Annotated in this window: 25 protein-coding genes; 8 read left to right on the top strand and 17 right to left on the bottom strand. The window is 54.5% G+C overall.

The genetic code is table 11. The features are described from left to right. Positions 1-68: 68 nt before the first annotated feature. The 9 genes from O3S68_RS13520 to O3S68_RS13560 all read right to left on the bottom strand — a co-directional run bounded on the left by O3S68_RS13520 (position 69) and on the right by O3S68_RS13560 (position 5,803). Positions 69-461, bottom strand: a complete 393-nt coding sequence (locus O3S68_RS13520; protein ID WP_020455382.1) for a DoxX family protein — start codon at positions 459-461, stop codon at positions 69-71. A gap of 218 nt (positions 462-679) precedes the next feature. Further along, positions 680-970, bottom strand: coding sequence for a YqjK-like family protein (locus O3S68_RS13525; protein WP_017457399.1), 291 nt, complete (start codon positions 968-970; stop codon positions 680-682). Continuing rightward, positions 967-1,362: a phage holin family protein gene (locus O3S68_RS13530; protein WP_017457400.1), complete on the bottom strand. Its 396-nt coding sequence runs from the start codon at positions 1,360-1,362 to the stop codon at positions 967-969. The genes O3S68_RS13525 and O3S68_RS13530 overlap by 4 nt, the downstream gene beginning before the upstream one ends. Position 1,363: 1 nt before the next feature. Then, positions 1,364-1,666 (bottom strand): DUF883 family protein, encoded by a 303-nt coding sequence (locus O3S68_RS13535; RefSeq protein ID WP_020455381.1) that lies wholly within the window; start codon positions 1,664-1,666, stop codon positions 1,364-1,366. A 38-nt stretch (positions 1,667-1,704) separates the two neighbouring features. Further along, positions 1,705-2,073: a DUF1090 domain-containing protein gene (locus tag O3S68_RS13540; RefSeq protein ID WP_044489740.1), complete on the bottom strand. Its 369-nt coding sequence runs from the start codon at positions 2,071-2,073 to the stop codon at positions 1,705-1,707. A 148-nt stretch (positions 2,074-2,221) separates the two neighbouring features. After that, a complete protein-coding gene (gene mzrA / locus O3S68_RS13545; protein ID WP_020455379.1) occupies positions 2,222-2,608 on the bottom strand; it encodes an EnvZ/OmpR regulon moderator MzrA in 387 nt (128 codons plus the stop codon). Between the two features lie 4 nt (positions 2,609-2,612). After that, positions 2,613-3,275, bottom strand: coding sequence for a DedA family general envelope maintenance protein YqjA (gene yqjA, locus O3S68_RS13550; protein ID WP_017457404.1), 663 nt, complete (start codon positions 3,273-3,275; stop codon positions 2,613-2,615). 326 nt (positions 3,276-3,601) lie between these two features. Then, positions 3,602-4,378, bottom strand: coding sequence for a transcriptional regulator ExuR (gene exuR, locus O3S68_RS13555; protein WP_020455378.1), 777 nt, complete (start codon positions 4,376-4,378; stop codon positions 3,602-3,604). A gap of 123 nt (positions 4,379-4,501) precedes the next feature. Continuing rightward, on the bottom strand, positions 4,502-5,803 hold the full coding sequence (locus tag O3S68_RS13560) for an MFS transporter (RefSeq protein ID WP_020455377.1): 1,302 nt from the start codon (positions 5,801-5,803) through the stop codon (positions 4,502-4,504). Positions 5,804-6,268: 465 nt separating this feature from the next. Between O3S68_RS13560 and uxaC the strand changes: the two genes are divergently transcribed. The 3 genes from uxaC to O3S68_RS13575 all read left to right on the top strand — a co-directional run bounded on the left by uxaC (position 6,269) and on the right by O3S68_RS13575 (position 9,922). Next, positions 6,269-7,681 (top strand): glucuronate isomerase, encoded by a 1,413-nt coding sequence (uxaC, locus tag O3S68_RS13565; RefSeq protein WP_269231726.1) that lies wholly within the window; start codon positions 6,269-6,271, stop codon positions 7,679-7,681. Between the two features lie 17 nt (positions 7,682-7,698). Continuing rightward, complete coding sequence (locus tag O3S68_RS13570; RefSeq protein WP_020455375.1) at positions 7,699-9,186, top strand: UxaA family hydrolase; 1,488 nt, start codon at positions 7,699-7,701, stop codon at positions 9,184-9,186. A 184-nt stretch (positions 9,187-9,370) separates the two neighbouring features. Further along, positions 9,371-9,922, top strand: coding sequence for a YgjV family protein (locus O3S68_RS13575; RefSeq protein ID WP_097405994.1), 552 nt, complete (start codon positions 9,371-9,373; stop codon positions 9,920-9,922). Positions 9,923-9,937: 15 nt separating this feature from the next. Here the strand turns inward: O3S68_RS13575 and sstT are convergent, their stop codons facing one another. The 4 genes from sstT to O3S68_RS13595 form a co-directional block, all read right to left on the bottom strand. Then, positions 9,938-11,182 (bottom strand): serine/threonine transporter SstT, encoded by a 1,245-nt coding sequence (gene sstT, locus O3S68_RS13580; protein WP_269231727.1) that lies wholly within the window; start codon positions 11,180-11,182, stop codon positions 9,938-9,940. A gap of 240 nt (positions 11,183-11,422) precedes the next feature. Further along, positions 11,423-12,388 (bottom strand): TerC family protein, encoded by a 966-nt coding sequence (locus O3S68_RS13585; RefSeq protein ID WP_269231728.1) that lies wholly within the window; start codon positions 12,386-12,388, stop codon positions 11,423-11,425. A 247-nt stretch (positions 12,389-12,635) separates the two neighbouring features. Beyond that, positions 12,636-13,634, bottom strand: a complete 999-nt coding sequence (locus O3S68_RS13590) for a Gfo/Idh/MocA family protein (protein ID WP_020455371.1) — start codon at positions 13,632-13,634, stop codon at positions 12,636-12,638. A 105-nt stretch (positions 13,635-13,739) separates the two neighbouring features. Continuing rightward, positions 13,740-14,240: a M48 metallopeptidase family protein gene (locus O3S68_RS13595; protein WP_269231729.1), complete on the bottom strand. Its 501-nt coding sequence runs from the start codon at positions 14,238-14,240 to the stop codon at positions 13,740-13,742. A gap of 70 nt (positions 14,241-14,310) precedes the next feature. Between O3S68_RS13595 and rlmG the strand changes: the two genes are divergently transcribed. After that, the gene (rlmG, locus tag O3S68_RS13600) at positions 14,311-15,441 is read left to right on the top strand and encodes a 23S rRNA (guanine(1835)-N(2))-methyltransferase RlmG (RefSeq protein ID WP_269231730.1); all 1,131 of its coding nucleotides are present in this window, start codon (positions 14,311-14,313) and stop codon (positions 15,439-15,441) included. Positions 15,442-15,530: 89 nt separating this feature from the next. Here the strand turns inward: rlmG and O3S68_RS13605 are convergent, their stop codons facing one another. Next, a complete protein-coding gene (locus tag O3S68_RS13605) occupies positions 15,531-17,552 on the bottom strand; it encodes an NADPH-dependent 2,4-dienoyl-CoA reductase (RefSeq protein ID WP_269231731.1) in 2,022 nt (673 codons plus the stop codon). A 142-nt stretch (positions 17,553-17,694) separates the two neighbouring features. Next, positions 17,695-19,269 (bottom strand): autoinducer-2 kinase, encoded by a 1,575-nt coding sequence (lsrK, locus tag O3S68_RS13610; protein ID WP_020455367.1) that lies wholly within the window; start codon positions 19,267-19,269, stop codon positions 17,695-17,697. A gap of 138 nt (positions 19,270-19,407) precedes the next feature. Between lsrK and lsrF the strand changes: the two genes are divergently transcribed. Both lsrF and lsrG read left to right on the top strand, forming a co-directional pair. After that, positions 19,408-20,295: a 3-hydroxy-5-phosphonooxypentane-2,4-dione thiolase gene (lsrF, locus tag O3S68_RS13615; RefSeq protein ID WP_020455366.1), complete on the top strand. Its 888-nt coding sequence runs from the start codon at positions 19,408-19,410 to the stop codon at positions 20,293-20,295. Next, positions 20,292-20,585 carry a (4S)-4-hydroxy-5-phosphonooxypentane-2,3-dione isomerase gene (gene lsrG / locus O3S68_RS13620; RefSeq protein ID WP_020455365.1) on the top strand — a complete coding sequence of 98 codons (294 nt, stop codon included), beginning with the start codon at positions 20,292-20,294 and terminating at the stop codon, positions 20,583-20,585. Before lsrF ends, lsrG begins: the two co-directional genes overlap by 4 nt. A gap of 184 nt (positions 20,586-20,769) precedes the next feature. Here lsrG and ygjG read toward each other — a convergent pair whose 3' ends face one another. Then, positions 20,770-22,149 (bottom strand): putrescine aminotransferase, encoded by a 1,380-nt coding sequence (gene ygjG / locus O3S68_RS13625; RefSeq protein WP_174240561.1) that lies wholly within the window; start codon positions 22,147-22,149, stop codon positions 20,770-20,772. Positions 22,150-22,580: 431 nt separating this feature from the next. On the opposite strand from ygjG, the gene O3S68_RS13630 reads away from it, so the two are divergent. Together O3S68_RS13630 and O3S68_RS13635 are read left to right on the top strand one after the other, a co-directional pair. Further along, positions 22,581-24,101: a methyl-accepting chemotaxis protein gene (locus O3S68_RS13630; protein ID WP_045513151.1), complete on the top strand. Its 1,521-nt coding sequence runs from the start codon at positions 22,581-22,583 to the stop codon at positions 24,099-24,101. A gap of 444 nt (positions 24,102-24,545) precedes the next feature. Further along, positions 24,546-26,108 carry a methyl-accepting chemotaxis protein gene (locus tag O3S68_RS13635; protein WP_097406003.1) on the top strand — a complete coding sequence of 521 codons (1,563 nt, stop codon included), beginning with the start codon at positions 24,546-24,548 and terminating at the stop codon, positions 26,106-26,108. Here O3S68_RS13635 and O3S68_RS13640 read toward each other — a convergent pair. After that, positions 26,105-26,626, bottom strand: coding sequence for a PadR family transcriptional regulator (locus O3S68_RS13640; RefSeq protein WP_269231732.1), 522 nt, complete (start codon positions 26,624-26,626; stop codon positions 26,105-26,107). The two genes, O3S68_RS13635 and O3S68_RS13640, sit on opposite strands and share 4 nt — an antisense overlap. Positions 26,627-26,712 lie beyond the last annotated feature (86 nt).

A 26,712-nucleotide genomic window follows, 5' to 3' on the forward strand; every position in this document is an offset into this window, starting at 1 on the left:
CCTCCTTCTGAATAGCAAAAGCGAGGAGTGGTCTCCTCGCTTTGATCTCTTCACTCAGTATAGAGCGCTTACCATTTTTTATTCAGGACGCGGTCGATACTGATGGCGCCCGGACCAGTAATGCCCAGCAGCAGGTAACCGCCAGCGATGGTCAGGTTTTTCATGAACATCAGCGAGTTCACGCCTTCTGCAAAGTTGCTGTGGAAGATGAATGCGGTCAGCAGCGTAAAACCTGCGGTAAACAGCGCTGTGGTACGGGTCAGGAAACCGAACAGGATCGCCAGACCGCCGCCAAACTCAAGAAGAATGGTCAGTGGCAGGAAGAACCCCGGCACGCCCATCGCTTCCATATATTGCTGCGTGCCTGCATAACCGGTGATTTTGCCCCAGCCTGCGGTAATAAACAGAATCGGCATCAGGATACGAGCAACCAGGAAACCAACATCTTCTAATTTTTTCATCTTTCTCTCCAGGGAACCACAATAGCGGCTTTCAGTAAAAGGTCTGCAATTACGGGCGTGTGCCGCGTGCTTGCTGTCGATGGAGAGGATAGTAATCGTGACGGGAAAAGATTGTTAGCAAGGAAAACTGTCGAATTTTTTCAAAAAAACTGAGCAAGCACCAAAGCAAACGGGCGATGGATAACCATCGCCCGCGTAAGCCGTGCTGTGATTGTGTATCAGTGCGTTGCGTTGAGCGTTGATTTGACCAGCCGCCATAAGCTCCATGCGCCTAAACCGCGTTTAGCCCAGCGCACAAGCATATTGGGGTGGCGCACGGACCATATCGCCATCGCGCTGCTGCCCACCAGCGCCCAGGAGCGCAAGCTGAGCAGCGTATTCCAGCCGCGATCGTAGGCTCCGGTGGCTTCCAGCCACTCACGGCGGCTGGCGGTGAGATCCAGACGTTGTTGTTGGATCTCACTGAGCAAACGTGCTTTGCGCTTCAGACGTTCCGCTTTGCCGCTCACTTATCCTCCTCCAGCAAGGCACGGTCGTTTGCCAGCTCCTGGCGAGTATGACGCAGCAGCGTCGAGGCCCGCGCTTTACGCAATGTCCAGATGCCGCCTATCAACGCCAGCACCAGCAACACGACGGTGGTTGCAATCATCGCGTTCAGGCGATATTGCGGATCGATGGCCCAGATAATCAGCACCATCAGGCTCATCAGGCCAAATGCGGCGAAAAGCATGGTTAGCCCTACCATAAGCAGCAGCTGGAATAAGTTCGCTTTCTCTTCTTCCAGCTCGACAACCGCCAGCCGCAGGCGGGTCTCAACCATTTCAACAAGAATGGTCACAATGCGTTGACCAATCCCCAGTACGCTTTTGCCCGGCCCTTGCGCGTTTCGCAAATCCGTCATCTTAGCGACGCGACAGCAGTACGCCCAGCACCACACCGACGGCGGCGCCGATACCTACGCTGGCCCACGGGTTGTCACGCACATACTCATCGGTACGCGCCGCCGCTTCGCGGGTTTGGCGGGCGAGCGCATCGCCGGTTTCGCCCAAACGGTGACGGCTGTCGCGCAGCGCCTGTTCCGCTTTGGTGCGTAATTTACTCAGCTCTTCTTTCGACTTATCACTGGAATTGCTCAGCACTTCTTCCAGCGTATCCGCCAGGGATTTCAACTCTGCGCGCAAATTGTCAGCATTATCTTTCGACATAATTCTCTCCAGGTGAGTGAGTGGTTATTTCCATTAAATCAGTAGTCACGCGCTTCCAGGGCTTTCAGTTCGGCCTGCGCCTCTTTCAGCTTGTGCTCGCGTTTGCTTATTTTCTCCGCATCGCCTTTTTGCTTTGCCTCATTCAGATCGTGGCGGCGCCCGGCTACTTCTTCTTTCATCTCAGCGATTTTTTTCTGATGGGCGGCGCGCAGCTTGCTGTCAGAGCAATTGGCGCGTACTTCTCGCAGCGCCTTGTTCAGGCCGTTAATTCGGCTCTGATTGTTATGCTTTTCGGCATAGCTGATTTCACGCTGGATCTCATGTTCCTTTTCCTGACAGGGCGAAGCCGCCTGGGAAAATGCGCTCAGCGAAAAAAGGGCCAGCGCCAGTGCGATGCGGTTTTTCATAATCGAGAACCTTCCATTGTTGGCCAGCGAAACGATGGTTACGCCAGCGTCCAGTGACATAAAGCGAACTCTGGTTCCGTGTACTCAAGCATAGTAAGTAAACGGCCAAACACCAAAGTGAGTGAAAAGATTCAGAATCCTGGAAAGGTTAACCGAATCGATGTGTGCTGTTGCGCAGGCGGGTCAGCCACGCGGAAGTTTGGCTGTTATCATCGTCCTGAGCGGCAATGATGTAACCATGAGGTAAGGTGCGATCGAGCACGATTTTCGCCGCCGCGCTCTGCTCACTGGATTCAAATTTAATTAACAGCGTGTCGTCCTGCGGCGTAATACTTTTAAAATGAATGCCGTTGGCATCCAGATGGTGCCAGACAGAGAAACCATCCGGCACGCTGACATTTTGCGTGAGCGGGCGAATCGCCAGCGTTGATTCACGGTTTTGCAGCGTCGTCCAGGCGAAAAACATCACGCTGAAAACGGTCATCGCCGCGACACCCATCAGTAACCAGCGTAAAAAGGGACGTTGCAATTCCATGGTCTTAACCCCGATTGCGGTATTTTTTCTTCCACAGCACCACCAGTGAGCCGGCAAGGCCAATCACCAGCAATACTACCGGAAGCAACATCAGGCAGGACATCAGCGCATCTTCGTATTTACGAAACACCGGCGTCTTGCCCAGCAGATAACCCAGCGTGGTCAGTATCAGCACCCACAGCAGGCCGCTCATCCAGTTGAAAAACTGGAAGCGGGCATTACTCAGACCAGAAAGTCCGGCAATAGTTGGTAACAGGGTGCGAACAAATGCAATAAAACGACCAATCAACAGGGCAGAAAGGCCATGTTTGTGGAAAAGATGGTGCGCGCGCTGGTGATAATGTGCGGGAAGATGCGATAACCAGTTTTGCACGATGCGCGTATTACCCAGCCAGCGCCCCTGGATGTAACTGAGCCAGCACCCCAGGCTTGCTGCCACTGTCAGTAATAAAATGGTTTGTGGGTATCCAAGCGCGCCTTTTGCAATCAGTACGCCAATCAGTACCAGCAGGCTATCGCCAGGAAGAAACGCAGCCGGAAGCAGGCCGTTTTCAAGAAATAAAATGACAAATAAAACAAAATAAAGCATGCCGATCATACCGGGCTGCGAGAGTGTCGCGAAATCCTGGCTCCAGAGGGCATGGAGTAATTGGCTTAAAAGTTCCATTCAGTATTCCTGGTACATCGGTTTACGTCACGCCCAGAACAGCACGGCGATTATCTTTAATACATTATGGTCGCTCGTGGCACACTCGATACGGCATATTCAGGTAACAGACGTTGTGAGCAAGCACTAACTTATATGATGACAAATGCATCCAATTGTAACAAATGCCGACGTTATGAGTCAGTCAGAAAAATGAGTTTCGGTGATGATTTTGCTTGTCGCGGCAGGGGGAGGCGAGGCTATTTACAAAGGCTGACACTCTAGACGGTTTACTTACCTTAAATCGGGGCAGGCGCAGCGTAAGTGTGCGCCTTACAGGACCTTTTTTATTTGCTGCCGGTTGCGGCGGTATCGAGATGCACCACCGGGTTTTCCGCAAATAAATAGCGATCGGCGTTGAACTCGAAATCATCGCTGGTTTCGTTAAACAGCATCTGTTTGGTGTTTTCCAGATGTTGCCACATCGCCAGTTTCGCCGCGTGCGGGTCTTTGCGAATCAGCGCGCGCAGGATCTGGTCATGATCATCACACCAGTTATCCACGGTGCGTAAGTCGATGTGATCGTGCAGTTTTTTCCAGTATGGGTTGTGAACACGCTGTGTCCACATTTTCTCAACGATGGCCGCCAGCGCCGTGTTTTGTGTGGCCAACGCAACCTGCACATGGAACTGCAAATCCCACTCAGAATCGCGGAAACACTTCTCTTTACGCGCGTTATCCTGAATTTCCATCAGCTTCATGATGTCCTGTTTCGTCACCTGGGTGGCGGCGAATTCAGCAATATTACTTTCGATAAGCTGACGAGCCTGCAGCAGTTCAAACGGGCCGTAATTGGCGAACTCAAGGTTTTCATCCGGCGCCTGGGTGTGGCGTGCCACGTTGGAGATCACATGAATGCCGGAGCCTTTGCGAACTTCAACATACCCTTCTACTTCAAGCATGATAATGGCTTCACGAACCACGGTCCGGCTGACGCTTTTCTCATCGGCGATAAAGCGCTCGGCGGGCAGTTTGTCTCCCACCAGATAGACGCCTTGCTCAATACGGCTTTTAAGCTCCGCGGCAAGCTGCTGGTACAAACGTCGTGACTCGGAGATTTCCATATGTGAGCTCCAGGAAAAAGAAGGGCAATAATAGATTTGTTATACCACTTTTACTGCTTTCTCACCATCGCAGATAGTAAAAAAGCCGCACCAGGCGGCTTTTTTAAGTATCAAAATTGAGGTTTAACTTTGTGCTGCCGGGCCACCGAGCGAATGCTCTTTCACCACCTCTTCGGCTGATTTGTTTTTCAGCACGGTCCAGATAACCACGGCACCCATCAGGTCGAACAGAGCCAGCACAGCGAACAGCGGGCTAAAGCCGATGGTATCCGCCAGCGCACCAACTACCAGGGCAAACAGGGTACTTGCTGTCCACGCCGCCATACCGGTCAGACCGTTCGCGGTTGCCACTTCGTTACGACCGAATACGTCAGAAGAGAGTGTAATCAGCGCACCGGACAGAGACTGGTGAGCAAAACCACCGATACACAGCAGGCCGATTGCCACATACGGGCTGGTGAACAGGCCGATCATGCCAGGGCCAATCATCAGTACCGCACCCATGGTCACTACCATTTTACGGGAAACAATCAGGTTCACACCGAAGACACGCTGGAACAGCGGCGGCAGGTAACCACCAACGATGCAACCCAGGTCAGCGAACAGCATCGGCATCCAGGCGAACATGGCGATTTCTTTCAGGTTAAAACCGTAAACCTTGAACATGAACAGCGGGATCCAGGCGTTAAACGTACCCCAGGCTGGTTCTGCCAGGAAACGCGGCAGCGCGATGCCCCAGAACTGACGGGTGCCCAGAATCTGCCAGACGGACATTTTTTTGCCGTTGTTGGTCTGGTGTTGTGCTTCCTGACCGCCAATGATGTACTCGCGTTCTTCTTCGCTCAGTTTTTTCTGATCGCGCGGGTGTTTATAGAAAACCAGCCAGGCCATCGCCCAGGCAAAGCTCAGCACACCAGAGATGATGAACGCCATTTCCCAGCTGTGCATCACAATTGCCCACACCACCAGCGGCGGCGCAATCATCGCACCAATAGAAGAACCGACGTTGAAGTAACCCACCGCGATAGAACGTTCTTTCGCCGGGAACCATTCGGACGCCGCTTTCAGACCTGCCGGGATCATCGCTGCTTCAGCGGCACCCACCGCGCCACGCGCCAGTGCCAGACCACCCCAGCTGCCTGCCAGCGCAGTCGCGCCGCAGAATACCGCCCAGGTAATCGCAAAGAAGGCATAACCAATTTTGGTGCCCAGAACGTCCAGTACGTAGCCTGCAACAGGCTGCATAACAGTATAAGCCGCGGAATAAGCCGCAATGATGTAAGAGTATTGCTGAGTAGAAATGTGCAGCTCTTCCATCAAGGTTGGAGCGGCAGCCGCTACGGTGTTACGTGTCAGGTAGCCCAGCACGGTGCCGACCGTCACCAGTGCTATCATGTACCAACGTAATCCTTTGATTTTACGCATGTAAACCTCATCGTTATGTTATTACCGCCTGCGCGGCCATCCTTCGATCGCGTTCGGAGGATGAAACGGGGAGGACGTACCCGGGAGAACTCCCGGTACGGCCCAAACCTTGCCATAAGTAAGCGTGTTTAAGTCGGTATCCGTACCCAAAAAATCCGATTAACTTTTTATCGGGAATGCATTCCGTCGGCTTATGTGTTCGACGGCAGGAAAGATAACTTGTCATACAACTTGAAAAGGTGAGTGACATCACAAAAGTGTTTTTCTTTGTGTGGTCTTTAACTTTGCCGGGATAAGCCAGAAACGGCGCGGGTTAGCGGGATATTCAGGCGCCTGGATTGTCAGTTTTTGTCTGCTTTTATTGATCCAACTCACGAAAATATCTTCGGTCTATAGAAATTGGTGTGATAACTTTGTCAGCATTAAAGGTAAGCATCAGACGCACTCGTTTAGAGGAAGACGATAATGACCCCGTTTATGACCGAAGATTTTCTGTTAGATACCGAATTTGCTCGCCGTCTGTACCACGACTACGCAAAAGACCAGCCGATTTTTGACTACCATTGCCACTTGCCGCCGCAACAGATCGCTGACAACTACCGCTTTAAAAACCTGTATGACATCTGGTTAAAAGGTGATCACTACAAATGGCGCGCCATGCGTACCAACGGCGTACCTGAGCGCCTGTGTACCGGTGACGCTTCCGATCGCGAGAAGTTTGACGCCTGGGCCGCAACCGTGCCGCACACCATTGGTAACCCGTTATACCACTGGACGCATCTGGAACTGCGTCGTCCATTTGGTATTACAGGTAAGGTGTTGTCGCCGTCTACCGCCGACGAAATCTGGAGCCGGGGTAATGAACTACTGGCGCAGGATAAGTTCTCCGCGCGCGGCATCATGCAGCAGATGAACGTGAAAATGGTGGGTACCACCGACGATCCGATTGACTCGCTGGAACACCACGCTTCGATCGCCAAAGATGGCACCTTCCACATCAAAGTGCTGCCGAGCTGGCGCCCGGACAAAGCGTTCAACATTGAACAAGCCACTTTCAACGATTACATGGCGAAGCTGGGCGAAGTCTCTGATACCGACATTCGTCGTTTTGCCGATCTGCAGACGGCGCTGAGCAAACGCTTGGATCACTTCGCGGCGCACGGCTGTAAAGTTTCTGACCACGCGCTGGACGTGGTGCTGTTCGCTGAAGCCAGCGAAGCCGAACTGGATAGCATCCTGGCGCGTCGCCTGGCGGGTGAAACGCTCGGCGAAAAAGAAGTCGCACAGTTCAAAACGGCGGTGCTGGTCTGGCTGGGTGCGGAATACGCCCGTCGCGGTTGGGTGCAGCAGTACCACATCGGTGCGCTGCGTAATAACAACCTGCGTCAGTTCAAACTGCTGGGGCCAGACGTCGGTTTCGACTCCATCAACGACCGTCCGCTGGCGGAAGAGCTCTCCAGACTGCTGAGCAAGCAGAATGAAGAGAACCTGCTGCCGAAAACCATTCTGTACTGCCTGAACCCGCGCGATAACGAAGTGCTCGGCACCATGATCGGCAACTTCCAGGGCGAAGGTATGCCAGGCAAAATGCAGTTCGGTTCCGGCTGGTGGTTTAACGACCAGAAAGATGGCATGGAACGTCAGATGACGCAGCTGGCGCAACTGGGTCTGCTGAGCCGCTTTGTCGGCATGCTGACCGACAGCCGCAGTTTCCTCTCTTACACCCGCCACGAATATTTCCGTCGCATCCTGTGCCAGATGATTGGCCGCTGGGTCGAAGCGGGCGAAGCCCCGGCGGATATTCAGCTGCTGGGCGAAATGGTGAAAAACATCTGCTTTAACAATGCGCGTGATTACTTCGCGATTGAACTGAACTAAGGCCGTTTGAGGTTGATATGCAATACATCAAGATCCATTCACTGGATAACGTTGCGGTAGCACTGGCGGATCTCGCTGAAGGCGCGGAAGTCGTTATCGACAACCAAACCGTTCGGCTGCGCCAGGCGGTGGTTCGCGGGCATAAGTTTGCCCTGCAACCCATCGCCAAAGGTGAAAATGTTGTCAAGTATGGTCTGCCAATTGGTCATGCGACAGCAGATATCGCGTCGGGCGAATACATCCATTCCCATAATGCCCGTACCAATCTGAGCGATGTGGACGAGTATAGCTATCAACCTGATTTTCAGGAGGAAGGCGCACAGGCGGCGGATCGTGACATTCAGATCTACCGCCGCGCTAACGGCGAAGTCGGGATCCGCAACGAGTTATGGATCCTGCCGACGGTCGGCTGTGTGAACGGCATTGCCCGTCAGATCCAGAGCCGTTTCCTGAAAGAGACGCAGGACGCCGAAGATATCGACGGTGTTTACCTGTTCAGCCACACCTACGGTTGTTCCCAACTGGGTGACGACCACATTAACACCCGCACCATGCTGCAAAATATGGTGCGTCACCCGAACGCGGGTGCGGTGCTGGTGATTGGTCTGGGCTGTGAAAACAACCAGGTCGACGCCTTCCGTCAGACGCTCGGTGAATTCGATCCGGAACGCGTCCACTTTATGGTCTGCCAACACCAGGATGACGAAGTGGAAGCCGGTCTTGAGCATTTGCATGAGCTTTATCAGGCGATGCGCAACGACAAGCGTGAACCGGGCAAACTGAGCGAGCTGAAATTCGGCCTTGAGTGCGGCGGTTCTGATGGCCTTTCCGGCATCACCGCCAATCCAATGCTGGGCCGTTTCTCGGACTACGTAATCGGCAACGGTGGCACTACCGTGTTAACCGAAGTACCGGAGATGTTCGGTGCGGAACGTATTCTGATGAGCCACTGCCGCGACGAAAGTACCTTTGAGAAGACCGTCACCATGGTCAACGACTTCAAACAGTACTTTATCGCGCATAATCAGCCGATTTACGAAAACCCATCGCCGGGTAATAAAGCGGGCGGTATCACTACGCTGGAAGAGAAATCACTGGGCTGCACGCAAAAAGCGGGCGCCAGCCAGGTGGTGGACGTGCTGCGTTACGGTGAGCGTCTGAAAACCCACGGTCTGAACCTGCTGAGCGCACCGGGTAACGATGCGGTTGCTACCAGCGCGCTGGCCGGGGCAGGCTGCCATATGGTGCTGTTCAGTACCGGTCGCGGTACGCCATACGGCGGTTTTGTTCCGACGGTGAAAATTGCTACCAACAGCGAACTGGCGGCGAAGAAGAAACACTGGATCGACTTCGATGCCGGTCAGCTGATTCACGGCAAAGCGATGCCGCAACTGCTGAGCGAGTTCGTGGATGTGATCGTCGATATCGCCAACGGCAAAAAGACCTGTAACGAGAAAAACGATTTCCGCGAACTGGCGATCTTCAAAAGCGGCGTAACGCTTTAATTTACCTTTATCTTTCGCGCCATGACTGTGTTGGCTGCGCTCATTCACCCCGGTCACTTACTTGTGTAAGCTCCCGGGGATTTGTGAGCTTGCCGCCTTGCCCTGGCGCGAAATTTTTGGGTCAGGCCTGCTCGCAGGCTTTCAGTGATGTGTCGCTTTCCCCAAAATCCTACAAGGAATTTCCATGACCACGTATTGGCTTGCCCAGGGCGTTGGTGTGATTGCTTTTCTGATTGGTATTACCACGTTTATCAACCGTGATGAACGGCGCTTCAAAAAGCAACTCTCAGTCTATAGCGCCATTATCGGCGTACATTTCTTTCTGATGGGCGCGTTCCCGGCGGGCTCCAGCGCCATGCTTAACGCCATCCGCACCCTGATTACTCTGCGTACCCGTAGCCTGTGGGTCATGGCACTGTTTATTGTGCTTACCGGCGGGTTAGGGCTGGCGAAATTTCACCATCCCATGGAGTTGTTACCGGTTGCCGGGACGATCGTCAGCACCTGGGCGCTGTTTCGTTTTAAAGGCTTGCCGATGCGCTGCGTGATTTGGTGCTCAACCGGCTGCTGGGTGATCCACAACATCTGGCTCGGATCGATTGGCGGTTCGCTGATCGAAGGCAGCTTTTTAGTGATGAATGGCCTGAACATTATTCGCTTCTGGCGCATGCAAAAACGCGGTATCGACCCGTTTAAAGTCGAAACCGCGCGGCAAGAGAAACCGGCTGCCCGGTGAAGGCAGCCAAAAAGATCAGTTACGCAGGGCGTTATTCACCAGGCGCTCATCTTCCGCCTGGCACACCGCTGCGGTAAACAGCACATCGGTGGAGGAGTTAAGCGCCGTTTCGCAGGAATCCTGCAAGACGCCAATAATAAAGCCGACCGCTACCACCTGCATCGCCACATCGTTGGAAATACCAAACATGTTACAGGCCAGCGGGATCAGCAGCAGGGAACCGCCCGCCACGCCGGACGCGCCACAGGCACAGAGCGACGCCACCACGCTCAGCAGCAGCGCCGTTGGCACATCAACCGTAATGCCCAGCGTATGCACTGCCGCCAGTGCCAGCACGGTAATGGTGATTGCCGCGCCCGCCATGTTAATGGTGGCACCCAGCGGGATAGAAACCGAATAGGTATCGCGGTCAAGATTCAGCTTCTCACACAGCGCCATGTTCACGGGAATATTCGCTGCGGAACTGCGGGTGAAAAAGGCGGTGACGCCGCTTTCACGCAGGCAGGTAAAGACCAGCGGGAACGGGTTGCGGCGGATTTTCCAGTACACCAGCAGCGGGTTAACCACCAGCGCGACAAACGCCATGCAGCCCACCAGCACCACCAGCAGTTGCGCGTAACCTAACAGCGCGCCAAAACCGGATGTCGCAAGGGTCGAGGAGACAAGGCCGAAAATGCCGATCGGCGCGAAGCGGATAACGATGCGCACCATAAAGGTGACGGCGCTGGCCATATCCTGCACCAGACTTTTGGTGCTCTCATTGCTGTGGCGCAGTGCAAAGCCCAGCCCCACAGCCCACACCAGAATGCCGATGTAGTTCGCGTTCATGATTGCCGTCACCGGATTGGCGATCATGCTGGTCAGTAAACCGCGCAGCACTTCCACAATGCCGGATGGCGGCGTGACATCATTGGCCCCCGGCACAAGCTGGAGCGTCGAAGGGAAGAGAAAGCTGACCAGCACGGCGGTCAGCGCGGCAGTGAACGTGCCTAACAGATACAGCACCAGCACCGGACGCAGACGCGTCTTTTGCCCTTGTTGATGACCTGCGATGGAGGCCATCACCAGCATCAGCACCAGTACTGGTGCCACCGCTTTTAACGCGCTGACGAACAGCGTACCCAGAATGCCGGTCGCAATAGCGGCGGGCGTCGAAATCCACGCCAGTAAAATACCCAGAATTAAACCAATAAGAATCTGTTTCACCAGGCTGCCATCAATCAAGCGTTGCAGTAACCCGGTGGAGCGGTGCGTTGTCATGCCATGTTCCTTTCGTGTTGTGGAGTTGCATCCCGCATGTCTTTTTGGGTGACATTTGTCAGGATGTAACATTTGTTTGCAGAAAGCAGTATATGGACTCTGCGGCAACAAGAAAGGGGAGAAGAATAACTTTTCCAGCCTGGCGCGGCTTTTTGATTTTTTGTGTTAACGTTTTGTGATAAAGGCGACAAGGCTGATGAAATGACCGCTCTGCGCACTGGCAGAGCGGCCATTTACGGCTTACGCCCTGTTTTTCTTGTCGTGCTGGTGGTTAACCCACGCGTTGAGCAGCATGGTCAGCACGAGGATGCCGCCTACCACGCCAAGCGAGACGGCGATCGGAATATGGAAGAAATCGACAATCAGCATCTTGATGCCGATAAACACCAGAATGACAGACAAACCATATTTGAGCATCGAGAAACGCTCAGCCACGCCCGCCAGCAGGAAGTACATCGCACGCAGGCCCAGAATCGCAAACAGGTTTGAGGTCAGCACAATAAACGGATCGGTGGTCACGGCAAAAATAGCCGGGATACTGTCGACTGCAAAAATCACATCGCTCAATTCGACCAGAATCAGCACCAGCAATAATGGCGTCGCGAACAGCAGGCCATTTTTGCGCACGAAAAAGTGCTCATTTTCGATGGTATCGGTCATGCGTAAATGGCTGCGCAGCCAGCGCACCAGCGGTTTGTCGCCGATCCCGGTTTCGTCCTCTTTCGCCAGCGCCATTTTCACGCCGGTAAACAGCAGGAATGCGCCAAAAACATACAACAGCCACGAGAACTGGGTGATAAGCCAGCTGCCAGCGAAAATCATAATCGTGCGCAGCACAATCGCGCCGAGCACGCCGTAAACCAGCACCCGGCGCTGCAACGCGGCAGGCACGGAGAAGTAGCTAAACAGCATCAGCCAGACGAAGACGTTATCGACCGCCAGCGCTTTTTCAATCAGATAACCGGTGAGGAACGCCAGCGCCTGCGTGTCGGCAACAGCGCGTCCTTCGGTTTGCGTGAGATACCACCAGAAGGCGGCGTTGAACAGCAGGGAGAGGCTGACCCAAACCACAGACCAGGAGGCCGCCTGCTTCATGGTCATCGTATGGACGCCGCGACGCCCCTGAAGCAGAAGGTCGACGGCCAGCATAATCACGACCACAATCGCGAAGCCGCCCCATAACATCGGTGTACCGACAGTATTCATTGTGTGAATCCTTACCTAAAAACAAAAACGGCTAACGTCGGAAGAGGTTAGCCGTTTGCTTTAGGTGCAATGGATCCTCGCCTTCCGGCAAGGTCTCACTTACGTCTGTGAAGACGCCCGGCGACCGGATGCATATACGCATCGTAATGACGATCCACCGGCAATGAAGTTACTCCCCTTTGCAGGTAACAAAATATGTCAGCATATTGATTCCGTCAATGTGAAGCCATCTATGCTTTACGAACCTTTACGCCGGCAGCTGTTCGCCGATGTCATCCGCCGGGAAAACGACGCCGATCTGGCGGCGAATTTCGGTCAGCAGTTTTGCCGTGACCCGGCTTACGTCCAGCCCCGGGTGGTTGACTTCGTTCTCTTCCACCAGGCGGGCAAAGGTTTCCGCTTCATACAGCATGGTATTGATGTGCTGCGGCTGTGTCAGTTCCTGCGCTTTGCCGCCGCGCGGCACGAACGAGACTTTCTGGCATTCGGAGATTTTCTCGATCACCAGCGATCCGGCCTCGCCCTGAATTTCGCTCGGCAGCACGGAATCACTCACTTTCGAGTGTTGCAGCGTGACGCTGAAATCACCGTAATCCATCACCACCACGCCGTGGGCATCCACGCCGCTTTCCAGCAGACTGGCGGTGGCCTGAACGCTGTGCGGCTCGCCCCACAGCGCCACGGCGGACGCCAGGCAGTAGAAGCCAATGTCCATAATCGAGCCGTTGGAAAACGCCGGATTAAAGGTATTTGGGTTTTCTCCGTCCAGGTAACGCTGGTAACGCGACGAATACTGGCAGTAGTTGATAAAGGCTTTACGGAGCTTGCCAGCTTTGGCCAGCGTTTGTTTCAGCAAAATAAAATTCGGCAGGCTGGCGGTTTTGAACGCTTCAAACAGCACCACCTGATTTTCCCGCGCGCAGGCGATGGCCGCTTCCACTTCACGCAGGTTGGAGGCCAGCGGTTTTTCGCAGATCACATGCTTTTTGTGACGCAGAAAAAGCTGCGTCTGTGGGAAATGCAGGGAATTCGGGCTGGCAATATAAACCGCGTCAATCGCATCGCTTTGTGCCATATCTTCAAGCGAGGTAAACAGATGTTCGACCGGGTAGTCGTTGGCGAACGTTTGCGCCTGTTCAAGGCTGCGGGAAAAAACGGCGGTGAGTTTATATTTGCCCGTTTCATGGGCGGCATCGACGAACTGGCGGGTGATCCAGTTCGTACCTATGACAGCGAAACGTATCATACAGGCGCTAATTCTCCGTAAGGGGGTCTTCGATCACTCTAGCACGACGAGATGACAAAACCAGTGCACTGCCCCGCACAAGCACAAAAGGTGATGGCGAAAATCTCACCCGTTACGATCCAGCGTCAGATGCGTTAGCCACAATCGCGTATCAAACTCGAGCTGGTGGTACTGCGGCTCCATATAGCAGCACAGCTGGTAGAACGCTTTGTTGTGATCTTTCTCTTTCAGATGCGCAAGTTCGTGAACCACGATCATCCGCAAGAAGGCTTCTGGCGCGTCGCGAAACACCGTGGCGACGCGGATTTCCGCTTTGGCTTTTAACTTGCCGCCCTGGACGCGGGAGACCGCCGTATGTAAGCCGAGTGCATTGTTTAACACATGGATTTTGCTGTCATACATCACCTTATTCACCGGCGCGGCGTTACGCAGATACTGATTTTTCAGCGTTTGCGTATAGTGATAAAGCGCTTTATCGGTGGTGATGTCGTGGCTTTCCTGATAGCGCTTTTTCAGCACCTCGCCCAGCCGGTTCTGTTCAATCAGGGCGGTAACCTGCGTCAGCAGGGATTCAGGGTAGCCCTGAAGATAGGTCAGCTTGTTCATGGCGAAATGTGTTTACATCTCCGGATAATTAAGCGATAAAACGCGCGAATTTTAGCATTGCGGAGGGGCGATGAGCCAGGTTGAGTTAAACGGACAATCATTCACTTTAGACAGATTCCCTGTCGGCGTGGAAGAGGCGTCGCTACAGGCGTGGGACGCGGCGGATGAATATCTGCTGCAACAGGTGAATGAGGTCGATGGCCCGGTTCTGATTTTTAATGACAGCTTCGGCGCGCTGGCCTGTGCGCTGGCGTCGCATCGCCCGGTTTCCGTCAACGACTCCTATATAGCAGAGCTGGCGACACAGCATAACCTGCGCATTAACGATCTGGACGACACCGCCGTCACGCTGCAAGACAGCCTGCACCCGCTGCCTGCAAACCCGGCGTTAGTGCTGATTAAAGTGCCAAAACAGCTGGCGCTGCTCGAGCAGCAACTGCGCGCGTTACGCGAGGTTGTCACGCCGAACACGCGGATTATCGCCGGGGCGAAAGCGCGCGATGTCCACAACTCGACGTTAGCGCTGTTTGAAAAAATTCTCGGGCCGACCACCACCACGCTGGCATGGAAAAAAGCCCGGCTCATCAACTGCACGTTTAACGCGCCTGCGCTTGAGGAGAGTTCTGTGCTCGCCAGCTGGAAGCTGGACGGCACGAACTGGACTATCCATAACCATGCCAATGTCTTTTCCCGCAGCGGGCTGGATATTGGCGCGCGATTTTTCCTGCAACATCTGCCGGAAAACGTGGAAGGTGAGATGGTTGATTTAGGCTGCGGCAACGGTGTGATTGGTTTAAAACTGCTGGCGCAGAACCCGAACAGCCGTGTGCTGTTCGCCGATGAGTCGGCGATGGCGGTGGCTTCCGCGCGGCTGAATGTGGAAGCGAACCTGCCACAAGCCGTTGAACGCAGCGAGTTTATGATCAATAACTCGCTGTCCGGCGTGGAGCCGGACAGGTTTGACGCAATCGTGTGTAACCCGCCGTTCCATCAGCAGAGCGCGATTACCGATCATATTGCCTGGCAGATGTTCAACGATGCGCGTTTCTGCCTGAAATATGGCGGCGAACTGCGCATTGTCGGCAACCGCCACCTCGACTATTTCCGCAAGCTAAAACGCGTATTTGGCAACTGCGAAACCCTCGCCACTAACAACAAGTTCGTGGTGCTGAAAGCGGTAAAAGTGCGTAAGAAACGCTAATGGAATGTGGCCCGCTTTGCGGGCCACTTTGTTATTCATAGAAAACTTTCAGCTAGGCTGGGGGGCCGGAAAGCTTTAAGCCAGTTGTTTTAAATTGCCAGCGCCAGTTTTGTCCCTTGCGCAATCGCCCGGCGGGCATCCAGTTCCAGCGCCACATCGCATCCACCTATCAAATGCACTGTTTTACCCGCTTCACGCAGCGGTTCCGCCAGCTCGCGTTTTGGCTCCTGGCCTGCGCAGATCACCACATGATCAACAGCCAATAGCTGAGGTTCACCGCCGATCAACAGATGTAAACCGGCATCGTCGATCTTTTGATAACTGACCGCCGGGATCATTTTCACGCCACGCGACAGCAACGTGGCGCGGTGGATCCAGCCGGTGGTTTTCCCCAGGCCTTCACCAGGCTTGCTGGCTTTACGCTGCAACATCACAATGCGGCGCGGGCTTTTCGGCAACTGCGGTCCTTCCGGGCGCAGACCGCCCACTTCATTCAGGCTGGTATCAATTCCCCATTCCACACAAAATTCGGCGATGTTCTGGCTGGTTGGCTCGCCCGGCTGGCTTAAATACATTGCGGTATCAAAGCCGATCCCGCCGCAGCCAATAATGGCCACACTTTCACCCACCGGTGCTTTATCGCGCAGCACATCGAGGTAGTTCAGCACTTTCGGATGGTCGATCCCGTCGATTGGCGGCATCCGCGGTTCAATGCCGCTGGCAAGGATCACCTCGTCAAACCCCAGTAGGGTGACCGGATCGACGCGTTGATTCAGGCATAACGTAACGCCGGTCAGATCGATCATTCGCCGGTAGTAACGCAGCGTTTCGTAGAACTCTTCTTTGCCGGGGATCTGTTTGGCGACATTAAACTGCCCGCCGATCTCCGCCTGGGCATCAAACAGCGTTACGCCATGCCCGCGTGCCGCGGCATTAATGGCGAACGCCAGCCCGGCAGGGCCTGCGCCGACCACCGCCAGGTTTTTCTTTTGCACAGCCGGAAGCACCGGCATTAGCGTTTCATGGCAGGCGCGGGGGTTAACAAGGCAGGAGGTGACTTTACCGGCGAAGATCTGATCCAGGCAGGCCTGGTTACAACCGATGCAGGTATTGATCTCATCCGCGCGACCATTTTGCGCTTTCGACACAAACCCGGCATCGGCCAGAAACGGGCGCGCCATCGATACCATATCGGCATCACCACGCGCGAGGATCTCGTCGGCCACCCCAGGATCGTTAATGCGGTTGGTGGTAATAAGCGGCACCTTCACTTTGCCTTTCAGCTTACGCGTCACCCAACTGAATGCGCCGCGCGGCACCGGCGTGGCAATGGTTGGGATGCGCGCTTCGTGCCAGCCAATACCGGTATTAATCAGCGTCGCGCCTGCGGCTTCCACCGCCTGCGCCAGCGCGATGGTTTCTTCCAGCGTGCCGCCGCCTTCGACGAGATCCAGCATCGACAGGCGGTAGATAATAATAAAGTCGCTGCCGACACGCTCGCGCACGGCACGCACCACTTCCACGGCAAAGCGCATACGCCGGGTATAATCGCCGCCCCATTCGTCCTCACGGTGATTGGTGCGCGCGGCGAGAAATTCGTTAATCAGGTAGCCCTCAGAACCCATCACTTCAACGCCGTCGTAACCGGCCTGCTGTGCCAGCGCAGCGCAGCGGGCGAAATCATCAATCAGCGTGAGAATTTCATCATGGCTCAATTCATGCGGCGTAAAGCGGTTGATCGGCGCCTGTAACGCCGATGGCGCGACCAGCTGCGGCTGGTAGCTGTAGCGTCCGGTGTGCAGAATTTGCAGGGCGATCTTGCCGCCTTCCTGATGCACTGCTTCAGTGATTTGCCGGTGATGGGGAAGCTGGCTGGTATCGTTCAGCACCGCGCCGCCCTCCATGGTGACGCCGGAAAGTGCGGGCGCAACCCCGCCGGTGACTATCAGCGCGACGCCATGACGGGCGCGTTCAGCATAGAATGCCGCCAGCCGCTCTGCGCCGTCCGGGCGCTCCTCCAGCCCGGTGTGCATCGAACCCATCAGCACACGGTTTTTTAGCGTGGTAAAGCCCAGATCGAGTGGGGTGAACAGCGACGGGTAATGGCTCATGCTCTCTTCCAGTGTAAAATTATTGTTATGTGGTCGGATGAGTTCTACTTTAGCCGTCGCGGCAGAAAAGGGAAAAGGCGGAGCGAATGATTGTGATGGGATTCAAATATCCCTCTCCCGCAACGGGAGAGGGAAAAGCGCGTCAGGCGCCGGTTGTCAGGCCGGGTGCCTGCCACAGGGATGTGGTTAAACCGCTGTCGACGAGGCCGAGTTGTTCTGCGTAGATTTTCTGCCACTTCAGCATCATGGTGTCGTACAGCTCGCGATGTTCCGGGTTCGGCGTAAATTCCCGGCTCCAGCGTACCAGCCGCTCGCCGGTGGCTGCCATGTCGTCATACAACCCGGCACCCACACCCGCGGCGATAGCACAGCCCAGCGCGGTGGCCTCTTTCACTTCCGGCACACGTACCGGCAGGCCCGTGACATCGCTTAAAATCTGGCTCCACAGCGCGCCTTTCGCACCGCCACCGGCGAAGACCAGGCTGTCAAACTGCACGCCGGAAAAGCGTGAAATCTGCGCCAGATTGCAGGCGGAAACGATGGCAGCGTTCTCTTCCAGTGCGCGGAACAGCGTGGCTTTGTTGCATTTTTCCGGGTCGATGGAGAGGTTAATAAACGACGGTGCAGCGTGATACCACTGCTTGAAGTGCATGGCGTCGGAGAAAATGGGCATCACGCCCCATGAACCCGCCGGTACCCGGCCTGCCATCTCTTCCAGTAAGGTGTAGGCGTCAATGCCCATCCGCTCGGCAATCAACTTTTCTTCGGCGCAAAACGCGTCGCGGAACCAGCGCATGGTCAGGCCGGTGAAAAAGCTTATCGACTCCGCTTGCACCATGCCTGGAATGACATGCGGATTGACGCGGATATTCATTTCCGGGTCGGTGCGCACTTGCGGCAGGTTCACCACTTGCTGCCAGAACGTGCCGCCGAGCACGGCGGTTTGTCCGGCTCGCACCACGCCAAGGCCAAGGCTGCCGAGCTGTACATCACCGCCACCCATCACTACCGGCGTGCCTTCGCGCAGACCGCACTCTTGCGCCGCCTGGTGAGTGACTTCGCCCAACAGGCTGCCGGTCTCTTTCACCGGTGATAACAGATCCGGGCGTAACCCGGCCATATCCAGTAAGTCGGGTCGCCAGTCGCGCGTGAAAAGATCGAGCATACCGGTGGTGCCGGCATTGGAAGGATCCACCGCTAACCAGCCGGAGAGGCGCGAGGCCAGCCAGTCGCTGATCATGGTGATGGTGGCGGTATCGCGGTAAATGTCGGGGCGATGGTGCGCCAGCCACAGCAGACGCGGCATGGCGCTGAGCGCCAGCGTCTGCCCGGAAACGCTGTAGACTTCGGCTTCAAACTGCCAGTCATGGATCTCTTTTAACTCGGCGACTTCATGGCTGGCGCGGGAATCCACGTTGGCGCACGCCCAGATGGCGTCGCCATTGTTGTTATACAGCACAATGCCTTCGCGCATGGAGCAGCAGGCGACTGACTGGATATCCGCGCCGCTCAGACCGGCGGTTTTCAGCGCCTGGCGGATGCACTGGCAGGCCAGTTGCCAGTTGGTGTTGAGGTCGAACTCCATTGAGCCGGGGACGTTTTCCACGCTGAGGTGTTTCCACTCGGCCTGGCCGACGGCAATTTGCCGCCCGCTTAAGTCGAAGATCACTGCCCGAATGCTGCCAGTCCCTGCATCTAACGCTAAAAGGTAACTCATGGGTTTTGCCCCCTCGCAAGCATCATAGATAAAACTGTGATCCTCGTACGGTCGTAAATATAGTTCAGCGCCTACGCTTTTGAACATTCATCAGTCACAAAATCACTTGTTCTATCACAGCTTTTTGCGGGAGGCAGGATGGCGGATGTAGATGACATCAAAGATGGCAAAGACTTTGGCCTGGGCACCGCGCAGCAAAATGTGCCTTTCACCCTGAAGGGCTGCGGTGCGCTGGACTGGGGCATGCAATCGCGGCTGGCAAGGATCTTTAACCCACAGAGTAACCGCACGGTGATGCTGGCCTTCGATCACGGCTATTTTCAGGGACCGACGACCGGGCTTGAGCGTATTGATCTATCGATTGCGCCGCTGTTCGCACAAACCGATGTGCTGATGTGTACGCGTGGCATTTTGCGCAGTGTGGTGCCGCCCGCCACCAATAAACCGGTGGTGCTGCGCGCCTCTGGCGGCAACTCAATCCTCGCCGAACTCTCTAACGAATGCGTGGCGGTGGCGATGGAAGACGCGCTGCGGCTCAACGTCTGTGCGGTGGCGGCGCAAATCTACATCGGCAGTGAGCATGAACACCAGTCGATTAATAACATCATCAAGCTGGTGGACGCGGGCAACCGCTACGGTGTGCCGACGATGGCAGTGACCGGTGTAGGTAAAGAGATGACGCGCGATGCGCGTTATTTTTCGCTGGCCAGCCGTATCGCCGCCGAAATGGGCGCGCAGTTTGTGAAAACCTACTTTGTGGAAGAGGGGTTCGAAAAGGTCACCGCCAGTTGCCCGGTACCGATCGTGATTGCTGGCGGGAAAAAGTTACCCGAGCAGGAGGCGCTGGAGATGTGCTTCCGCGCCATTGATCAGGGCGCGTCGGGCGTGGATATGGGGCGCAACATTTTCCAGTCCAGCGCGCCGCTCGCCATGCTCAAGGCGGTGAAAAAAGTGGTACACGAGCACATGCACGCCCGTGAGGCGTACCAGTTCTGGCTGGAGGAAAAACAAGGAGAGCAACCATGAATGTGACGCTGGTGGAAATCAATATCAAACCGGACAGAGTAGATGAGTTTTTACAGGTCTTTCGTGCCAATCACGAAGGCGCTATCCGCGAGCCGGGGAATCTGCGTTTTGATGTATTACAGGATCCGAAAGTGAAAACCCGCTTTTTTATTTATGAAGCGTATCAGGATGACGCCGCCGTCCAGGCGCACAAGGAGACACCGCACTACCTGGCGTGCGTGGAGAAGCTGGAAGAACTGATGTCGGAGCCGCGCAAAAAACGCAGCTTTATTGGTTTACTGCCGAAGTAAACATCCGCTTTCATGGCAGCATTGATTGCGCCTGAAAGCGCATACCGCACCTGCAAAAGACATTTCTGCGAGAGTGTGAAATTGCAAGACAGCAGGGCAGAAAACCAGAGCGTGTTGATGATCCCGGATTTTCTGTGAGCAATAAAAAACCCTCTCCCGCCGGGAGAGGGTTTTATGCGTCTGTTTACGCCAGTTCTTCAGAAACACGCAGTGCCGCCAGCGCATTAGCTGCTGCTTTTAGCACCTGCTCACACTGTTCAATCGTCAGCGTCAGCGGCGGTTCGATACGAATGGTTTTCGCGTTATTGAGCGTTCCGGCAACCAGTACGCGCTGGCGGAACATCTCACTGGCAAAGTTGTAGCCCGTTTCGTTATCGACAAACTCAATTGCCATCAGCATCCCGCGACCACGCGCATCCTGCACCAGATCCGGATATTGACGCACCAGCGCGCGGAAACCGTCCAGCAACATGTCGCCTTTCTGCTCCGCCTGAGCGGGCAGGTTCTCTTCCAGCAGCACATTGATGGTCGCCAGCGCGGCCGCACAAGCCAGCGGGTTGCCGCCAAAGGTGGTGGTGTGCAGGAATGGGTTATCAAACAGCACCGAGAACACCTCTTCGGTGGCGACAGTTGCGCCAATCGGCATCACGCCGCCGCCCAGTGCTTTCGCCAGGCACAAGATGTCTGGCTGCACGTTTTCGTGTTCGCAGGCGAACATTTTGCCCGTACGCCCCATGCCGGTTTGCACTTCGTCAAAAATCAGCAGCGCGCCAAACTCATCGCACAGCTTGCGTACCGCTGGCAGATAACCGGCTGGTGGTAAGATCACGCCACCTTCCCCCTGGATCGGCTCCAGGATCACGGCGGCGACATCATCACCGGTTTTCCGGCATTCGCTAAGCAGCGTACGCATCGCGTCGATGTCGCCAAACGGTACATGACGAAAGCCCGGCAGCAGCGGCATAAACGGTTTGCGGAAGGTCGATTTTGCCGTTGCCGACAACGCGCCCAGCGATTTACCGTGGAACGCGCCGCTGGTGGCGACAAAGGTGAATTTACCGCGCGGTGACTGGTAGGCTTTCGCCAGTTTTAGCGCCGCTTCGACGGACTCTGTGCCGCTGTTGCTAAAGAAGCTGTATTTCAGTTTGCCAGGCGTCAGTGCCGCCAGTGTTTTCGCCAGCATGGCGCGTAACGGGTCGAGTAATTCCTGGCTATGCAGAGGTTGTTTTGCGAGTTGATTCTGTACGGCGGAAACCACAACTGGATTACGGTGCCCCACATTGAAAATTCCAAACCCACCCAGGCAATCTAAAAACTCCTGCCCCTGGGTGTCGACAAGCGTGTTCAAACTGCCAGCTTGCCACTCTACGGCTCCGTAATCCCCGCCGGCGGTAACAGATTTTCGATACTCTAAAAACCCCGGATTGACATGCTCTTTAAAGTAATCCACCACCTCTCGGTTTAATGCTTTCATCTCCTCATGGTCGAGCGTTCGCTTTTCAATGAGATTCAGTGCGTGAGCGCTGCACGCTAATGCCGATGCGCTGGAAGGTAACCTGTTCAAAATGGGCTCCAGGGACTCGCGTATCACATGATACCGATTTAAGTATTGCAGGGATTACGCCACTTCGGTGCGGGGAGCATAAATCGGGATAAATGCCAGGGGAAAATGAAGGCGCACAAAATTTAATCATGCCGTCCCGTTAATATTTTGTATCTTTTGTGGTTAAAAATCATTCATTGCGGACGGAGAGATGGCTAAGTTGCGCCAATATAGTGCAATAAATGCGCGATAATGATGCATTCTCATGAGGGAATCGCGATGGTAACGCTACGAAATTATTAAAATCATAGGGTTAACGAGCCCACGAAAAACAGGGTTTTATTGCAAATTGCGATCTAAATCAAATTTAACAACTAAAGATAAACCCATTATCGCCGAAATAACATTCGCAGTAATTTTTAACAGCAATATAACCTGCATAGGACGCAATCATGTCTTCTCCTCCTTATGTCAGCCAACAGCGCTTTATGCTGGAGGATGACACCACGCTGATGTCGACAACTGACCAGCAAAGTTACATCACCCACGCCAACGACGCGTTTATCCATGCCAGTGGCTACTCCCACAGCGAGTTGCTCGGCCAGCCCCACAATCTTGTTCGCCACCCGGATATGCCAAAAGCGGCTTTTGCCGATATGTGGTACACCCTGAAACAGGGCGAGCCGTGGAGCGGCATCGTCAAAAACCGGCGTAAAAATGGCGATCATTACTGGGTGCGAGCCAATGCTGTGCCGATGGTGCGCAACGGCAAAGTCACCGGCTACATGTCGATTCGCACCGAGGCGAAAGATGAGGAGATCGCCGCCGTTGAACCGCTGTACAAAGCGTTAAATGAAGGGCGTTGCAACAAACGTGTCTATAAAGGCCTGGTCATTAGCAAGCACTGGTGGGGAAAACTGGCGGGCATGCCGCTACGCTGGCGTGCCCGCAGCGTCATGACGTTGTTGTGGGCTGCGCAATTTGCTGGCTTATGGTTCACCGGTGCAGGCGGCCTGGCGCTGGCGGTGAGCACGCTGGCAATGCTGCTGGGCTGCCTGACATTTGAGTGGCAAATCGTTCGCCCGGCGGAAAACGTGGCGCGTCAGGCGCTGAGTGTGGCCACCGGGGAACGCAATAGCGTGCAACCGTTGAATCGCAGCGATGAACTGGGGCTGACATTGCGGGCGATCGGGCAACTGGGGCTGATGTGCCGTTGGTTGATCAATGACGTTTCAACCCAGGTTCACAGTGTGCGTAGCGGCAGTGAAACGCTGGCGAAAGGTAATGAAGATCTTAATGAACGCACGCGCCAGACGGTGGTGAATGTGCAGCAGACGGTTGCCACCATGAGCCAGATGGCGGCATCGGTACAAAACAACTCGCAAACAGCATCGGCGGCAGACGAGCTCTCCAGCTCCGCCAGTAGCGCCGCCACGCACGGCGGTAAGGCGATGGAGACGGTGGTGAAAACCATGGACGAGATTGCCGATAGCACCGGGCGTATCGGCTCTATTACCAAGCTGATTAATGACATCGCTTTCCAGACCAATATCCTGGCGCTGAATGCTGCGGTAGAAGCGGCCAGGGCAGGCGAGCAGGGCAAAGGGTTTGCGGTCGTGGCGGGTGAAGTTCGTCACCTGGCGAGTCGCAGCGCCAGCGCGGCGAATGATATTCGTAAGCTGATCGATGCCAGTGCCAGTAAAGTGCAGTCTGGTTATGACCAGGTGCATGCCGCAGGCCGCACGATGGAAGATATTGTTAATCAGGTACAAAACGTCACTGCGCTGATCGGCCAGATTAGCCAGTCGACATCGGAGCAGGCTACCGGGCTTTCTGAACTGACGCGCGCAGTGGCGGAACTGGATGCCATCACGCAGAAAAACGCTGGTTTGGTAGAGGAGAGCGCGGCGGTTTCGGCAATGGTTAAACATCGCGCAGCCCGCCTGCAGGATGCCGTCGCCGTTTTGCACTAACAGTTTACGTTGCTCTTAAAAAACCACTGGCCGCGCGCTGGTGGTTTTTTATTGGTAAGCGCTTGATTTCTGCCATTTCATGTAAGTGCGATATATATATTTTGTTAATTTTATATTAAGCACAGTTCGCATTGTGAAGTATTAATATATTTTCGCGCCTCTTATTTTATGCAGAGTTAAATCTGATGTAGCGATATTAATATGCCCTGCGCTAATCTTTATTTTCGTATATATAACGATCGATTGATCATTATTAATAGTTGATTGCTATCAGAAAGTTCATTAAGTAACTAAAAAAACGATCAAACTCATAAAGTTAGCGCTAACGTTACCGATAACGGCTAGTGGCTGCATTCTTTTAATTTGCGCCAGGGACTTAAGCGCGCCATTAGGGTGAGGGCGCGGAACTTTCGTCAATAAAATAATCAAACCCATGGAGAATATATGTTTTTACATGATGTAAAAATCGGCACGAAATTATTTCTGGCGTTCGGCTTTTTTATTGCGTTAATGGTAGTGAGTTCCTGTCTGTCTCTCTTCAGCCTGAACCGCGCGAATAACGGAATGCAAGAGATTGTGCACGAGGATTACCCAACCACGGTAAAAGCGAATCAGCTTATTGATAATTTCCAGACCTTTGTCAGCACCCAGCAACTGATGCTGCTGGATAGTGACGGCAAATGGACCGGTGAGTCGCAAAAGCAGCTTGCTGAGATAAGCTCCCACATTACCGCTCTGCTGGAAGATTTATCAAAAAACCTGCGTGATGATAAATCGCAGAAAATCCTCGCCGACATCCGCACCGTGCGCCAGCAATACCTCGACTCACGTTTCCGCATTCTCGATGCCGTTAAAAATAACGACCGCGCGGGTGCGATTCAGGAGATGATGACCAAAACCATTAACATCCAGAATGCTTATAAAGAGCGGGTGTTGGCGCTGATCGCCATTCAGGATGGGCAAATGCGTGCGGCGGGCGACCAGGTGCAGAACGATTTCAGTTCTAACCGCCTGATGCTGATTCTGCTGGCGATTGTTAGCATCGGCATGGGCAGCCTGATTGGCTGGTATATCGTACGGATGATCACGCGCCCGCTGAGTGAGGCGGTTGCCTTTGCTGAAGCGATTGCCGATGGCGATTTGACGCGTACCATCGATTCTCGCCACCGCGATGAAACCGGCGTACTGCTGCGTGCGCTGATGGAGATGAAAAACCGTCTTGTTGAGATTGTCCATCAGGTGCAAAACGGCTCAGAGAGTATTTCCAGCGCGGCGGCGCAGATTGTGGCCGGTAACCAGGATCTGGCGGCGCGTACCGAAGAGCAGGCCAGCTCCGTTGAGCAGACGGCGGCGTCCATGGAGCAGATCACCGCGACGGTGAAAAACACTGCCGATCATACCTCCGAAGCGACCCACCTTTCTGCCGATGCGGCGACAGTCGTGAAGAACAACGGCGAGATGATGAAGCAGGTCACCGAGAAGATGCGCGTGATTAACGACACGTCCAACCGTATGTCCGACATTATCAACCTGATTGACGCAATTGCCTTCCAGACAAACATTCTGGCGCTGAACGCGGCGGTCGAAGCGGCGCGCGCCGGTGAACACGGTCGTGGTTTTGCGGTTGTGGCGGGTGAAGTTCGTCAGTTAGCCCAGAAGAGCGCTTCCTCTGCCAACGATATTCGCCATCTGATTGAAAGCTCTACCAGCCAGACTCGTGAAGGCATGGCGCTGGTCGAAAAAGCCAGTGCGCTGATTAACGGTATGGTCAGTAATGTGGAAGAGATGGATGTTATCCTGCGCGAAATTGGTCAGGCGAGCCGCGAGCAGACCGATGGTATTTCGCAGATTAACAGTGCGATTGGCCTGATTGACTCCACCACCCAGCAGAACTCCAGCCTGGTGGAAGAGTCGGTGGCTGCAGCAGCGGCGCTGAACGATCAGGCGTTACATCTGCGCGAGCTGGTGCAGGTGTTCCGCCTGCGCGACGTGCCACAGGCAGTTTAATCGAGTTGTGAAATCTCCAGCGCTGCGCGGTCGATAATGCCAATTATCTGTTTAAGCTGCGTGGCGCTGACTTCCCCCTGATTCACCCGTAAATCCAGCACCGCTTTAAAGTTCTCCAGCGCCCGTTTCATCTGTGGGTTTTTGCGCAGTTGATAGCCAACGTTGCGTGCTTTAATCCGCTCTTCAATCTGTGCCAGCGATGGCGCATTTTCCGCCAGCCACTCCGTGCCCTGCGGCGTAATGGCGATCATTCGGCGTCCGTTTTCTTCATCGCTAACGGTAATTAACTGCTGCGCTTGCAGAGCATCCAGAGTGGGATAAATCACACCAGGGCTGGGTGTGTAGTTGCCCTGCGTCAGCGCTTCAATGGCTTTGATCAGCTCATAGCCGTGGCTGGCGTTTTGGCTGAGCAAATGCAGGATCACCAGACGTAATTCGCCGTGACCGAAAAAGCGCTGGCGTCGGCCGCCGTGTCCGTGGTGGTGCTCCCTGTCGGTATTGCCGTGATGATGACGCATAGCTGCTTACTCATTTAATTTGATATATCTAATTTATATCTAAAATAACCAACTTAAACAACACTGACGGTGTTTTTTACTTAATT

The organism is Kosakonia sp. SOY2 (assembly GCF_027109175.1).
Taxonomy (GTDB): domain Bacteria; phylum Pseudomonadota; class Gammaproteobacteria; order Enterobacterales; family Enterobacteriaceae; genus Kosakonia.